Annotated in this window: 13 protein-coding genes and 1 riboswitch; of the genes, 2 read left to right on the forward strand and 11 right to left on the reverse strand. The window is 45.6% G+C overall.

Going from position 1 to position 13,574, the window contains the following annotated elements:
• Positions 1 to 38 precede the first annotated feature (38 nt).
• The 8 genes from V9W66_RS04330 to V9W66_RS04365 all read right to left on the reverse strand — a co-directional run bounded on the left by V9W66_RS04330 (position 39) and on the right by V9W66_RS04365 (position 8,416).
• Positions 39 to 1,412 (reverse strand): aspartate aminotransferase family protein, encoded by a 1,374-nt coding sequence (locus tag V9W66_RS04330; RefSeq protein WP_144092465.1) that lies wholly within the window; start codon positions 1,410 to 1,412, stop codon positions 39 to 41.
• A gap of 338 nt (positions 1,413 to 1,750) precedes the next feature.
• A complete protein-coding gene (locus V9W66_RS04335) occupies positions 1,751 to 2,959 on the reverse strand; it encodes a PucR family transcriptional regulator (RefSeq protein WP_144092467.1) in 1,209 nt (402 codons plus the stop codon).
• 6 nt (positions 2,960 to 2,965) lie between these two features.
• Positions 2,966 to 3,274, reverse strand: coding sequence for an MGMT family protein (locus V9W66_RS04340; RefSeq protein WP_144092469.1), 309 nt, complete (start codon positions 3,272 to 3,274; stop codon positions 2,966 to 2,968).
• 107 nt (positions 3,275 to 3,381) lie between these two features.
• Positions 3,382 to 3,915 (reverse strand): methylated-DNA--[protein]-cysteine S-methyltransferase, encoded by a 534-nt coding sequence (locus V9W66_RS04345; RefSeq protein ID WP_144092471.1) that lies wholly within the window; start codon positions 3,913 to 3,915, stop codon positions 3,382 to 3,384.
• 190 nt (positions 3,916 to 4,105) lie between these two features.
• Positions 4,106 to 5,791: a formate--tetrahydrofolate ligase gene (locus tag V9W66_RS04350; protein ID WP_092068491.1), complete on the reverse strand. Its 1,686-nt coding sequence runs from the start codon at positions 5,789 to 5,791 to the stop codon at positions 4,106 to 4,108.
• 74 nt (positions 5,792 to 5,865) lie between these two features.
• Positions 5,866 to 5,947: riboswitch (ZMP/ZTP riboswitch) on the reverse strand.
• 278 nt (positions 5,948 to 6,225) lie between these two features.
• Positions 6,226 to 7,080, reverse strand: coding sequence for a 4Fe-4S binding protein (locus V9W66_RS04355; protein WP_144092528.1), 855 nt, complete (start codon positions 7,078 to 7,080; stop codon positions 6,226 to 6,228).
• 7 nt (positions 7,081 to 7,087) lie between these two features.
• Positions 7,088 to 7,240: a CD1871A family CXXC motif-containing protein gene (locus V9W66_RS04360; protein ID WP_092068499.1), complete on the reverse strand. Its 153-nt coding sequence runs from the start codon at positions 7,238 to 7,240 to the stop codon at positions 7,088 to 7,090.
• Positions 7,241 to 7,267: 27 nt separating this feature from the next.
• Positions 7,268 to 8,416 carry a TlpA family protein disulfide reductase gene (locus V9W66_RS04365; protein WP_144092473.1) on the reverse strand — a complete coding sequence of 383 codons (1,149 nt, stop codon included), beginning with the start codon at positions 8,414 to 8,416 and terminating at the stop codon, positions 7,268 to 7,270.
• 206 nt (positions 8,417 to 8,622) lie between these two features.
• On the opposite strand from V9W66_RS04365, the gene V9W66_RS04370 reads away from it, so the two are divergent.
• A complete protein-coding gene (locus tag V9W66_RS04370; RefSeq protein WP_144092475.1) occupies positions 8,623 to 9,300 on the forward strand; it encodes a response regulator transcription factor in 678 nt (225 codons plus the stop codon).
• Positions 9,297 to 10,463 (forward strand): sensor histidine kinase, encoded by a 1,167-nt coding sequence (locus V9W66_RS04375; protein WP_144092477.1) that lies wholly within the window; start codon positions 9,297 to 9,299, stop codon positions 10,461 to 10,463. The genes V9W66_RS04370 and V9W66_RS04375 overlap by 4 nt, the downstream gene beginning before the upstream one ends.
• A 49-nt stretch (positions 10,464 to 10,512) precedes the next feature.
• On the opposite strand, the gene V9W66_RS04380 is transcribed toward V9W66_RS04375, so the two are convergent.
• The 3 genes from V9W66_RS04380 to V9W66_RS04390 are packed head-to-tail and all read right to left on the reverse strand — an operon-like array spanning position 10,513 to position 13,574.
• The gene (locus V9W66_RS04380) at positions 10,513 to 11,661 is read right to left on the reverse strand and encodes an iron-containing alcohol dehydrogenase (protein ID WP_144092479.1); all 1,149 of its coding nucleotides are present in this window, start codon (positions 11,659 to 11,661) and stop codon (positions 10,513 to 10,515) included.
• A gap of 18 nt (positions 11,662 to 11,679) precedes the next feature.
• The gene (locus V9W66_RS04385) at positions 11,680 to 12,897 is read right to left on the reverse strand and encodes an aspartate aminotransferase family protein (protein WP_144092481.1); all 1,218 of its coding nucleotides are present in this window, start codon (positions 12,895 to 12,897) and stop codon (positions 11,680 to 11,682) included.
• Positions 12,894 to 13,574 (reverse strand): cytidylate kinase-like family protein, encoded by a 681-nt coding sequence (locus tag V9W66_RS04390; RefSeq protein ID WP_144092483.1) that lies wholly within the window; start codon positions 13,572 to 13,574, stop codon positions 12,894 to 12,896. Before V9W66_RS04390 ends, V9W66_RS04385 begins: the two co-directional genes overlap by 4 nt.

Here is a 13,574-nt window from a genome sequence, read left to right on the forward strand (position 1 = left end):
TACATCAGACGGATCTTTCAGATCCGTATTTATCTTCTTTATGCTTCCAATGCTTCTTTCAGAGAAGCTTCAAATATCTCAAGACCCTTCTCCATCTGCTCATCGGTCATGGTAAGCGGTGCAAGGAAACGTACCACATTGCCTGCAGTTCCGCAGTTCTCAAGAAGGAGACCTTTCTGTATCGCATTCTGGATCAGTTTGGCGGTAAGCTCTGTTGCTGGCTCTTTTGTTTCTTTATCTTTTACAAGCTCGACACCGATCATTGCACCAAGGCCTCGTACATCACCGATCACCGGATATTTCTCTTGAAGCTCTTTGTAGCGTTTCATAACGGTCTCACCGATATGTCTTGCTTTCCCTGCATAATCATCACGTTTCATCACATCCATAACAGCCAGTGCTGCTGCACAGGATACCGGGTTTCCACAGAAGGTTCCTCCGATGGTTCCTGCTGGTGCCGCATCCATGATCTCGGCTCTTGCTGTGATCGCGGAGATCGGAAGTCCTGCGCCAAGGGATTTCGCAGTTGTGATGATATCCGGTGCTGCGCCTGCTTCTGCCCAGTACTCGGATGCATAATATTTACCTGTTCTGCAGTTACCACACTGAACCTCATCTGCGATCATCAGGATTCCGTTGTCATCGCAGATCTTGCGGACTGCTTTAACCCACTCGATGGGTGCCGGGATAAATCCACCTTCGCCCTGGAACGGTTCAACGATCATGCAGGCGATTTCACTTGCAGGTGCGCCCTCGTCAAAGATCCTCTGAAGCTCATCAATGTAATACTGGATTGCCTCTTCCTCTGTATATCCTTTTGGTGCACGGTATACATATGGATATGGTGCACGAAAGATTCCTGCCGGGAACGGTCCCATGCCAACTGCATAGGCTTTTTTTGCTGTCAGTGCCATGGTCAGGTTTGTTCTTCCGTGGAAAGCACCTGTGAAGCAGATCACACCGCTTCTTTTTGTGAATGCTTTTGCGATCTTGATGGCGTTCTCATCGCACTCTGCACCGGAGTTTGCGAAGTATGTTTTTTTCTTGTCACCTTTACATGGCATAATCTCGTTCAGTCTCTCTGCCAGTGTTACATAGCCATCATGTACATATACGTTGAAAATGGTATGGAAATATTTTTCCGTCTGTTTTTTTACTGCTTCGATCACTTCCGGATGAGAATATCCGATATTCAGGACTCCCACACCGCCGACCCAGTCGAGGAATTTATTTCCGTCCATATCTTCAAACATAGCTCCAGATCCCTGCTTGATGCAGATCGGATATGTTTTTCCGCAAAGTGCTTTCGGGATTGCCCCGTCTCTTCTGTCAAGAAGTTCTTTTGATTTCGGTCCCGGAACCTGTGCGGTTACGATCTCCGGTAATGCGGTTGCTAATTCTGCTGCTGTCATAATACTTCTCCTCCTTTATCTGGTCACGGTTTTTCTGCCTGCCGGACTCCTCTCGGAGTTCTCTTCGGAAGCAAAAAAACAGACGCCGGATGTATTATCATCCGACGCCTTTGTCGTTTATCTGCTATGTTGTTTTGTTTTTTGATTTAGGTAGATTATAGCATTTTCCGGTATGAAATCAATAGGCTTTATGTTGCATGTTTTTTGTGCACGGTGCACAACTTGCAATCTCAGTTTTTTCGCATATCCAATCCGTAGATTTCCCACTCACATTCTGGATTTTTACACCTGCTGTCTAAGATTTATTATTCTGCCAGCCACGGCTTCCCGGATTTCTGTTATCCACGATACCGATATCTCCAGATTAAAAATGCCAGCTTCAATTCCAGACAGGTATCCAACTTCTCAAGATCACAGTCCAGAATCTCCCGTATCTTTTTCAGCCTGTAATTTAATGTATTTCTGTGGAAAAACATCTCCTCCGCTGTCTTTTTTGCATTACAGCTGCAGTTCAGATAATTTTCCAGTGTTTCGCTTAATTTTCCATCGTTCAATTCATCTGCCTGCAACAGTTTTCCAAGTTTTTCTTCCACATAGGTATCCAGGATTCTGATATCATCCACATGAGAAAGCAATGTATAAATTCCCTGGTCCCTGTAAAAAAATATCTTCCCTTTCAAGCCGGAAACTTCTGCCGCCCGAAGTGCTGCGGAAGATTCGTTTCTGCTTTTTTTGATTTCGTCCAGATATGCCTTGCTGTTTCCAACACCGATTCGAAGATCCAGGCCATATTCCCGCTGTGCACGGTCTACAATCCCTGAAAAAATTTCCTTTATACAGCTTTCTGTTTCCTCTCTGTCCGGGATCAGTGCGAGGATAGAGCCTGCCTGGGGAAGGATTAGGATGTCCTGCTTTATGAAGCTGGAAAATTCAGCACGGAGCATCCGCTTCACATTTCTCCCTGCTGCCAGAGAATCATCGTCCTCCCACCCGCTTTCTGTGTTTTCGGAAGCAAACGCAAATTCCGCTACAAAAAAGCTGCCTTCAAGATCAATGTTCAGATATCTGGCCTGCGCCATTACCCGCTCCCTGCTTAAATGTTCTGCATCCAAAATGGACGAAAACAGCTGCTCTGCGGCGTTTCTGTCGTTCTCTTCCAGCACGAGTTTCCGGCAGATGATCTGAGAGAGATCGATCAACGGATACTTTTCCGACAGTTCAAACAATGGAAGATTTTTTTCTTCGCAGTATCTCATCAGCTCCTCGGAAATCTGACCTTCGTTGATTCCAAGTGCCGTGATTCCATGTTCATACATCTGGCGGATCAGTTCCAGAAGTTTCCGGCTGTCATCTGTGACACTTGGGTTTGTCAGAACTACAAATTCTCCTCCATGGATATAGCTTTCAATCCTGTATTCACTTTTGACGCACTGCAGGCAGTCTGCAAAATAGATCCATCGAACAGACTGCTCCAGACCGTTTTCCCCTGCTTTCAGCTTCAGAACTTCTGTAAGCTCCGGGATCTGCATCATATCTCTGCAATTCATAAAACACTACTCCTCCCACTGATGCTGCTTCATATCCACGCATCCATTTGCCTTAAATCCCACACCCTCATCTTCCAGAAGCATCTTCTGCTCTCTCCAGCCTGGTGCAGTACGCCCTGCATGGTTCACAACTCTGTGGCAGGGATACTTTCCGTAAAATTCTGCCATACCTAAGACTTTTCCTACAAGACGTGAATTTTTATCCCGCCCGATCAGACGTGCGATCTGTCCGTAGGAGGCCACTTTTCCTTCAGGTATCTCTTCCACCACGGACAGTATCTCGTAGATTAAATCTTCATCCAGTATTTTTCCCATAATTATTCCTCCGAAATCCTGCTGGCAATTTTCATAGCATGCTTTCATAAATAAAATATCTGTCTTTTCGTGGACGCCTGCACCAGACCGTCCTCTCAGCCTGAGTTTTACAGTGCAGTTCCTTTCTTTGGAACAAACAAACGGCTCATATCTGTATGTTCCAGCTTAAGAAGTGAAATTTTTTTGTCAATTCCTCCGGCGTATCCCGTTAAGCTTCCATTTGTTCCTACGACTCGATGGCAGGGAATGATAATGGAAATTTCATTATGTCCAACCGCACCGCCTACTGCCTGGGCGGACATATGGGAAGTGTTTTTCATCACTGCAATTCTGCGCGCAATTTCTCCATATGTGATCGTCTGTCCGTAGGGAATCTCCAGTAAAATCTGCCACACTGCCTTTCTGAATGTTGAACCGTTCGGATGAAGTGGTGGAGTAAAGTTCGGTTCTTCACCGGCGAAATATACATCCAGCCATTTTTTTGCTTCTGTGAGAATTTTCGTTTCCTGTGGAACATAATCTTCCGGAAGTGTATTTGCAAAATATTTCTGTCCTTCAAGCCACAGACCGGTAAGTCCGATTTCATCTGCGGCAAGTAAAATATCTCCGATTAGCGATTTATATTTGCATGTGTATACCATATTTTTCCCCACATTCATTTATCTCTACATTTTTTTCTATAGCATTCCTTTTAACTACACTATATTTTATCACCCCTGTAAAGAGATTGCATTATTATAGTATAAGAAAAAGCGGCAGAACCTCTATTTCTGCAGGTTCTACCGCTTTTTATCTGAATTCCCCTCAAAAACTAACTCTCTATACTTTATATCAGAACAGTCCTGTGATCTTACCGCTCTCGTCTACGTCGATCTTGGTTGCTGCCGGTACTTTCGGAAGGCCTGGCATGGTCATGATCTCACCTGTCAATGCAACAATAAAGCCTGCACCTGCGGAAATCTTAAGATTTCTTACTGTTACCTCGAAATCTGTCGGAGCACCAAGCTTTGTCTGGTCGTCTGTTAAGCTGTACTGGGTCTTAGCTACACAGATCGGGCAGTTGCCAAATCCAAGTGCCTCCAGCTGTTTCGCCTGCTTCTGGGCATTTGCTGTAAGAACCACTTTCTTTCCACCGTAAACCTTCTGTACAATCTGGTTCAGCTTATCCTCGATGGAGCCTTCCAGTTCATAAGCATATGTGAAGTCATTCGGCTCTTCAACAAGACGGATTACTTCCTCAGCGAGCTTGATTCCGCCTTCGCCACCTTTTGCCCATACCTCGGAAAGTGCTACGTTTACGCCAAGCTCCTTGCATTTTGCTTCCACAAAATCAAGCTCTGCCTTGGTATCGGTCGGAAATGCGTTAATAGCTACCACACATGGAAGCTTGTATACATTTTTGATATTGCTTACATGCTTCAGAAGGTTCGGGATACCTTTTTCAAGAGCCTCAAGGTTCTCATTGTTAAGATCTGCTTTTGCAACGCCACCATTATATTTCAGAGCACGTACGGTTGCTACGATAACAACGGCACTTGGTGTAAGACCTGCCATACGGCACTTGATATCCAGGAATTTCTCTGCTCCAAGGTCAGCACCGAATCCAGCCTCTGTGATGGCATAATCAGCAAGCTTCATAGCCATCTTTGTAGCGGTTACGGAGTTACATCCGTGAGCGATGTTTGCGAATGGTCCGCCGTGAACGATCGCCGGAACATGCTCCAGTGTCTGAACAAGGTTTGGTTTCAGGGCATCCTTCAGAAGTGCTGTCATAGCACCCTCTGCGTGGAGATCTCCTGCTGTTACCGGTTTCTGCTCAGCAACTTTGCCGTAAGTATATCCGATGATGATTCTGGAAAGTCTCTCTTTCAGATCCTTGATATCACTTGCCAGACAGAGAACTGCCATAATCTCAGATGCTACAGTGATGTCATATCCGTCTTCACGCGGCATACCGTTTGTTCTTCCGCCAAGTCCGTCTACTACATTACGAAGCTGACGGTCGTTCATATCCACGCAACGTCTCCATGTGATCTTTCTCGGGTCGATATTCAGCTCATTACCCTGGAAGATATGGTTGTCGATCATTGCTGCAAGAAGGTTGTTTGCCGCACCGATCGCATGAAAATCACCGGTAAAATGAAGGTTGATATCCTCCATCGGAACTACCTGTGCATAACCGCCGCCTGCCGCACCACCTTTGACACCGAATACCGGTCCCAGGGATGGCTCACGAAGAGCTACCATAACATTTTTTCCAAGTCTCTGCATTCCATCTGCAAGACCTACCGTTGTAGTTGTTTTTCCTTCCCCGGCCGGTGTCGGGTTGATAGCTGTTACAAGAATCAGTTTGCCGTCTTTTTTGTCTGTTTCTTTCAGGAGATTATAGTCGATCTTTGCTTTGTATTTACCATACTGCTCCAGATACTTGTCATCAATACCTGCTTTCTCCGCAATCTTGGTAATTGGCTCCATTGTGCACTCCTGTGCGATCTCGATGTCACTTTTGAATCCCATAATGTTCTCCTTTCTCCACAGCAACCGTCCGGATCTTTTTATCCCATAAAAAAGAGCAGTATCTGAATTTCTTCAAATACTGCCCAGACGGTCGACTCATCGAATCTCCGGCTCCCTCGTGGTTATCCCACAATTCCGTCAGTCACCGAAGACTTTATTAATTTGATGATTGAATACTAACATATTTATTAGTACTTGTCAAGAAATCGTCAAATTATTTTTTCACTTTTAAAGTGAGTTCAATCTAATTTTCTGAATCATTTCAGTTTTCCGTACTATTCATCAGATACTGAATGTTATAAGGAAAATTCTGTTTTTCGTCAATTCCATGATAATTTCCTCTTTGCCCAATCCGGAAATATGTCTTTACTTCCAAACGTACTGTTCACAATAACAACGGCACTTGATATCCGGAAATTCACTTTTAAAGTAATTCAGGTCTGATTTTTGCCTGCAAACCCACACCGGATCGCCTGTGTCGGACATATCTTTTTACATCTTCCACATCGGATGCATTCTGTACTGTTTGGATTTTCCGTCGGATCGACCTCCATCTGGCAGATATTTCTGCATTTTCCGCAGTGAACACATTTTTCTTTATCTACTCTGTAACGAAAAACGGAAACTTTATTAAATACCGAATAAAAAGCTCCCAGCGGACAGATATACTTACAGAATGGCCGGTATATCATAATTGATAAGATAATGGTGATCACCAGGATTGTATTTTTCCATATGTACAGCCAGCCTACTGCACTTCGCATGGATTTGTTCAGCAGCACCAGCGGGATACCTCCCTCCAGCGTTCCTGCCGGGCAGATCAGCTTGCAGAAATATGGTGCTCCCTGGCCCATGATATCTACTACAAACATGGGAAGTATGATCACAAATACAAGAAAGATCACATATTTCAGTTTTCGCAGAAGCTTATCTCCCCGAAATGTCCGGATCTTCTTTGGAAAAGGAATCTTGTTCAACAGATCCTGGATCAGTCCAAAGGGGCAGAGAAATCCGCACACCAGTCTTCCAAGCAGCGCTCCCACAAAGATCAGAAATCCAGCTACATAATATGCCATCTTGAAGTTCCAGCTTCCGATCACAGCCTGAAGGGAACCAATGGGACAGGCCCCTCTTGCCCCGGGGCAGGAATAACAGTTCAGCCCCGGAACACATACATTTTTCAGTTTTCCGGTATAGATCTTTCCAGTTATAAACCCTGATATGTGACTGTTTGTAAGGGCCGCCCACAATGCCTGGATCCCATGCCGCGGCCATTCATTTATTTTCATCTTCTTATTATCCAATGCCAATACACTCCATACAGATGTTGATCGCTTTTGTAAAAACTACAGACACCTCGCCCCTGCAGATTCCCAGTATCATCAGTAAAATTCCCAAAACCGCCAGAGCAGGTCCGATCCACCTGGATTCTGTTATTTTCCGAATCATTTTTTCACTCTCCGTAATGATCATCTTTTACTTTGAAACGTTTTTAAGCTCTTTTTCCACGATTTCCTTCCATTCGTCCAGTGTATGGCTTCCTGTATAGGTATCGCCTACAATGTTTCCATCTTTGTCAACAAAAAATGTTTCAGGAAATGCGGAAATCCCCTGCAGACGGCCATTCATCATAGTAGTATCCGGTATCAGGAACGGATATTTTGCTTTTGTTTTTTCCTGAAGAATGCCTGCTTTTTTTACAGCCTCCTCGTCCTGATTTCCCTTTTCATCTGTAGTATCAAGCACCACGCCTGCTACTCCGACGCCTTTATCTTTCATTTCTTTATAAAGCTCCTGAAGTTCCGGAATTTCTTTTACACATGGTGAACACCAGGTTGTAAAAACATTTACCAGCGTCAGGTCATAGTCACTGAATACTTTTTCTGTATATGTTTTTCCATCTATTCCTGTTGTTTCAAATTTTCCTACAGATTTTACATCCTCCGGGTTGACGCTGGTATCCTGTGGCTGGTCAAACACGGAAATATTCTGATACGGTGCCATTTCCGTAATGTCGGTTTTGATCTTTCCCAGCTCCTTTGTCAGCTTTTCATCTGCATCTTTGTTGGTGCTCAGATAATATTTGTATTTCCCGTCACTGCTGCTTCCAAGCTCTTTATGCTCTGTACAGCCAGTGATCTCATCCAGCTTTTTCTGTGAAGCTTCGTCATAAACGCCAATTGTGCCAATTCTGTCCAGACTTGCCACCCAGTCGTCATATCCTGTTCCCATCTTCTGTATTTCGGCGTTTTTCTGTTCCTCTGTCATTTTGCTCCAGCTTACATAAGCATATGTCACTGCATTGGTCTGATTCTCAAGATCTTCCGTGGTAAGCATTGCAATGCTCTGGTCCTTGATCTGCTTTAACAGCTCCTTCGAAAGCGAAAGCTTCAGTCCCAGAAACGGATATTCATAAGAATCCTGTGCCTTGCAGGTTACATCGGAAGGCTTAAATGTACCTGCTACCAGATCTGATGAAACTGCATCTCCATCCACCGCCATTGCCTCTCCGATATCTGCTGTTTCCGTGCTTTCCGCCGCTGTTACCGGTACGCTTCCAAATGCAGATATTCCTAATACCGCTGCTGCCATAAGTGCTGTTATTTTCTGTGTTCTTAATTTCATTGTTTATATTCTCCCTTCTGATATCACCGGCCCCTACCCGGAACCGGCGTATATTTTATATGTAAATTTTGTTCTCTGTAGCCTTACTATATCATCCCCTGTATAAAATCTCTGTTAAGAAACAAAAAAAATTTACAGGAATTTTATGCTATACATGATATAATAGATAACAAAGCAAAATCAACTGTTTTTTAGGAGAATTTATTATGCATATATTGATAATCGAAGATGAAAAGCAGCTCTGCCAGTCTATTGCGGAGGGACTTCGCATGGATGGCTATGAAGCGGACACATGTTTTGACGGGGAGGAAGGACTGGAATTATGTCTGGTGGAAAATTATGATCTCATCCTTCTTGATCTGAACCTTCCAGGCGTGGATGGGCTGGAAATCCTGCGCCAGTTTCGGGAATCCGATACCTCCACTCCCGTTTTGATCCTCTCTGCCAGAGGACAGATCCAGGACAAGGTTGAAGGGCTTGATCTCGGTGCCAATGACTATCTCACAAAGCCTTTTCATTTTGAAGAGCTGGAGGCACGGATCCGAAGTCTGACACGAAGAAAATTCATCCAGCAGGATGTGTGTCTGCAATGCGGACGTATCAGCTTTGATACCCGTACAAGAAAGGCCAGTGTCGATGGACTTCCCCTTTCTCTGACCCGAAAGGAAAGTTCTCTTCTGGAATATTTCCTTCTTCATCAGAACCGTATCATAAGCCCGGAAGAAATGATCGAGCATATCTGGGACGGAAGCGTCAACAGTCTCAGCAATTCCATTCGTGTCCACATTTCTTCTCTTCGAAAAAAGCTGCGCACGGCTCTCGGCTTTGATCCGATACAGAATAAAATCGGCCAGGGTTACATTTTAACGGAGGTTATACAATGAAAAAAATAACCGGAAAACTATCTCTTCAATGGCGTCTGACACTGATCACTGCACTGCTTATGACAGTCACCTGCATTCTGATGTATTTTTTTATCAGCCAGTCCGCAGTTGCCGGAATGGAGGATCTGGGAGATTACATGATACGGATCGATAACACAGATTCTGCTCCCATCACCTTTAATATGAATCCCTCCGTCTTATTTCCGGAGCTTTCCGATCAGCTGCAGTTAACCAAAAAACTGTTTCTCACCAAAGGACTCATGGTAACAGGGATCATCATCCTTCTCAGCAGCATCTGCACTTATTTTATCAGCCGTCAGGCATTACTTCCCCTGCGCAGACTCAGCCAGGAGGTAAACAAAATAGAGGTCCAGAACCTTTCAGAGGCTCTTGAAGTTCCTGCTACCAATGACGAGATTTCCCGCCTGACAATTTCATTTAACAAAATGCTCGCACGCCTGGATGAGGCATTTACTGCCCAGAAGCAGTTTTCTGCCAATGCAGCCCATGAGCTGAGGACTCCTCTTGCTGTTATCCAGACAAATCTGGAGGTCTTTGCCCGCAGGGAAGCACCTGCTTTAAAGGATTATCAGGAGATTTTTGCCATGCTCCAGGAACAGACCGGGCGACTTTCCCATCTGGCTGAAATCCTCCTGGATATGACCGGTGTACAGACTGTTGAACGTTCCGAAAGTATCTCTCTGGCAGCACTGACGGATGAGGTTTTCTGCGACCTTGCTTCCGTAGCGGAACAGAAAGAAGTTGAACTGATCCAGCAGGAGGGAGACTGCATCATTACCGGAAGCTATCTGCTGCTGTATCGCGCTGTGTACAATCTTGTGGAAAATGCGATCAAATACAATCACTCCGGTGGAAAAGTAACCGTAAATATCCACCTTTCCGGAGAAATAACAGATACATCCACATCTGTCAATTACGTCTTTCTTGAAGTCTCCGACACCGGAATCGGCATTCCTCCTGAATATCAGGAAAAAATCTTCACCCCGTTCTTCCGTGTGGACAAATCAAGAAGCCGCGCTATGGGAGGTGCCGGCCTGGGGCTTGCACTTGTCAGTGAAATTGTCAGACAGCATAACGGACAGGTAAAAGTACTGGAAAGCAGCAAAAAAGGCAGCATAATCGCAATTATGCTGCCAGTCTGAACATGTTTGTATTACATTTACTTTATTTGCTTCTGTTTCGCTTTCTCTCTCATAATGCTTCCCTGTACAGTGCCAGGATATCCTCCTGAACGGTTTTCTGAGGATTTACCGCAATGTTTCCACTTTTCATGGCATCCTCTGTCATCTGCGCAAAATACTCATCCGTAACCCCTGCGTCCGATAATTTCGCCGGGATCCCAACCTGGGCGTTCAGCTCACGGACTGCCTGCTCCAGCATTCCTTTTGAAAACTCAGACTCACATTTCTTTTCCGTGGAAATATAATTATAAATCTTCTGATATTTTCCGAAGGCTGCCTCTTCGTTATATTTCACGATATACGGAAACAGGATTCCGTTTGCAACACCGTGAGGTACATTGAAAAAAGCACTGACCGGATGGCTCATGGCATGGATATTTCCGAGTCTTGCCCAGGAAAAAGCAATCCCGGCAAACAGAGAGCCTGCAAGCATATCGGAAGCTGCTTCCAGATTGCTGCGGTCTGCCACGTAAGTGCGGATGCTCCGGCCGATCAGCTCCATTGCTTTTTCGCTCATGGCCTCGGAAAATGGGGATGCGTCCAGAGAAACGTAGGATTCCTCTGCGTGGATCAGCGCATCGATCCCGCAGGCAGCCGCCACGGAAGCCGGTGCGGAGGTGAGGAGCAGCGGATCCAGAAGTGCATAAGCCGGGATCAGCTTATAGGAAAATACTGTAAGCTTGTAATTTCGTCTGTGATCGGTAATAACAGAAAAAGCCGTAACCTCTGAACCGGTTCCGGCAGTTGTAGGAATGGCGATCAGCGGGATGATCTCCCCCGGAACCTTGTCTGCACCTTCATATTCTGTGATGCTGCCGCCGTATTTCGCCACAACGCCTACGGCTTTTGCCACATCCATAGGGGAACCGCCGCCAAGAGCAACAATAAAATCTGCCCCGCTTGCCCGGAATGCTTCTGCTGCACGTTCCACAGTCTCCACGGATGGATTTCCCTCTGTATCACAGAAGGTGCTGACTGCAATGCCGGCCTGTGTAAGGATTTCTTCACACTGCCCGACTACGCCAAGTCTGTTCAGTGTGGGGCCGGATATGATAAAGCCATGTTTTCCGCCAAGCTTCCCGGCTGCCCCGGGAAGCTCCTTTAATACACCTTCACCAAAAAGAATATTCTGTGGTACGGAAAATGTAAATCTTTTCATGCTGTCCATCTCCTCCGCTTATTCTGAAAGTGCTTTTACTGTCTCTTCAATGATGGCAGCCGCCTGATCGCAGTCTTCCTCTGTAATGATCAGCGGCGGTACCATACGGATGGTATGTGCTCCGATGGCCGTGATCAGGAGATGTCTGTCCATACAGCCATGCTTTACATCCACACCGGAAATAGTATCATCAAACTCCACACCTACCAGGAGCCCCTGTCCACGAACCTCTTTTACATGAGGGATCTTTGCAAGCTTTTCCATAAAATAGGCGCCCATTTTTGCTGCATTGCCTGCCAGATCTCTGTCGAGAAGTTCACCAACCTCGGCCAATGCCGCCGCACAGGAAACCGGATGTCCGCCGAAGGTTGTTCCGTGGGAACCAGGTGTGAACGCTTTTGCCACTTCCTCTGTAGCACAGATCGCGCCGATCGGCATACCGCCTCCAAGTGCCTTTGCCATGGACACGATATCCGGTTTGATCCCGTAATGCATATAGCTCATCACCTTACCGGTTCTGCACCAGCCTGTCTGGACCTCATCAATAAGAAGAAGCATATCATTCTCATCACAGAATTCCCGAAGTCCCTTCATAAATTCCATGGTCGCCGGATGAACACCGCCCTCGCCCTGTACAGGCTCTATCATAATGGCAATGGTATTTTCCGTGCAGGCATCCTTGAAAGCCTCAAGATCATTGTACGGTGCGTAGGAAAATCCGTAGGTCATGGGACCGAAGCCGACCTGGCATCCGTTTCCCGGCTGTCCGGTGGCGGACATGGCACCAAAGGTTCTTCCATGGAATCCCATTTTTGCAGTTACAATATGATAACGGTTCGGACCATATTTTTCGATTCCGTATTTTCTTGCCATTTTGATCATGGCCTCATTTGCCTCTGTACCGGAGTTCTGGAAAAAAATCTTATCCATTCCGATGGTTGTGCAGACCTTTTCAGCAAGAAGTGCCTGGGGAATGGTATACGGATAGTTGAAGGTATGCATCAGTGTCTGTGCCTGGTCTACAACCGCTTTTACTACCTTCTCATTGCAGCTTCCTGCGGAGTTTACTGCGATACCTGCATAAAAATCCAGATATTTTTCGCCCTTCTCATTGTAAATATACTGGTCTTTTGCACTTTCTGCCAGAAAACCCATTCTCTCATAGGTCTCGATCATGTATTTGTTTACTTTTTCCTTGATATCCTCAAATGTCAGTCCTGTTTCTTCCAGCTTCATTTCTTTTCCTCCCCTTTTGTGATCTGTTCTGACAAGATCTGTTCCCGTGTGATCAGACCCTTCATCACCAGATATTCTTCGATCATCTTTACGCATCCTGCAATTCCGACTTTTTCACTGTTCAGCGTCATATCGTAATTGACGGGATTAGTCCAGTAATTTCCTTTTGTATAATATTTATAATAGTCCGCCCTGTACTTATCTGTGTTCTCAATGGTGGCTGCTGCCACATCTGCGGATACCTTCATCCTCTGCATGGTCCGCTCCAGACAGAAGGCACGCGGCGCTTCGATATAGATACTTACCACATTTTCCCTGCCCTTCAGCACATAATCCGCGCATTTTCCGACGATCACGCAGGATTCCTGATCTGCCAGGTTTCTGATGATCTGTGACTGATACTCAAACAACCGGTCATCAGAAACAAATTTTTCATTTCTTGCAATGTACTGCCTGGATCTGGGCAGCCCTTTAAGGAATCCTGTAAATCCTCCGTTATTGCGGATACGCTCATTGATATCCAGGAAGAGCTTTTCATCCAGTCCGCTCATCTGGCTTGCCAGTGTCAGGATACGGTTTTCATAGCAGTGAATTCCCAGATCTTTTGCCAGCATGGAGGCGATTTCCTTTCCGCCGGTTCCAAAACCTCTGGCAAAGGTTACAATAAAATTTTCCAT

The sequence above is a fragment of the Blautia massiliensis (ex Durand et al. 2017) genome (assembly GCF_051861785.1).
Taxonomy (GTDB): Bacteria; Bacillota; Clostridia; order Lachnospirales; family Lachnospiraceae; genus Blautia_A; species Blautia_A luti_A.

Bases quoted from the DNA above. Each gene is read 5' to 3' on its own strand.
- V9W66_RS04330 (WP_144092465.1), bottom strand. From the start codon at position 1,412: ATGACAGCAGCAGAATTAGCAACCGCATTACCGGAGATCGTAACCGCA.
- V9W66_RS04335 (WP_144092467.1), bottom strand. From the start codon at position 2,959: ATGAATTGCAGAGATATGATGCAGATCCCGGAGCTTACAGAAGTTCTG.
- V9W66_RS04340 (WP_144092469.1), bottom strand. From the start codon at position 3,274: ATGGGAAAAATACTGGATGAAGATTTAATCTACGAGATACTGTCCGTG.
- V9W66_RS04345 (WP_144092471.1), bottom strand. From the start codon at position 3,915: ATGGTATACACATGCAAATATAAATCGCTAATCGGAGATATTTTACTT.
- V9W66_RS04350 (WP_092068491.1), bottom strand. From the start codon at position 5,791: ATGGGATTCAAAAGTGACATCGAGATCGCACAGGAGTGCACAATGGAG.
- V9W66_RS04355 (WP_144092528.1), bottom strand. From the start codon at position 7,080: ATGAAAATAAATGAATGGCCGCGGCATGGGATCCAGGCATTGTGGGCG.
- V9W66_RS04360 (WP_092068499.1), bottom strand. From the start codon at position 7,240: ATGATTCGGAAAATAACAGAATCCAGGTGGATCGGACCTGCTCTGGCG.
- V9W66_RS04365 (WP_144092473.1), bottom strand. From the start codon at position 8,416: ATGAAATTAAGAACACAGAAAATAACAGCACTTATGGCAGCAGCGGTA.
- V9W66_RS04370 (WP_144092475.1), top strand. From the start codon at position 8,623: ATGCATATATTGATAATCGAAGATGAAAAGCAGCTCTGCCAGTCTATT.
- V9W66_RS04375 (WP_144092477.1), top strand. From the start codon at position 9,297: ATGAAAAAAATAACCGGAAAACTATCTCTTCAATGGCGTCTGACACTG.
- V9W66_RS04380 (WP_144092479.1), bottom strand. From the start codon at position 11,661: ATGAAAAGATTTACATTTTCCGTACCACAGAATATTCTTTTTGGTGAA.
- V9W66_RS04385 (WP_144092481.1), bottom strand. From the start codon at position 12,897: ATGAAGCTGGAAGAAACAGGACTGACATTTGAGGATATCAAGGAAAAA.
- V9W66_RS04390 (WP_144092483.1), bottom strand. From the start codon at position 13,574: ATGGAAAATTTTATTGTAACCTTTGCCAGAGGTTTTGGAACCGGCGGA.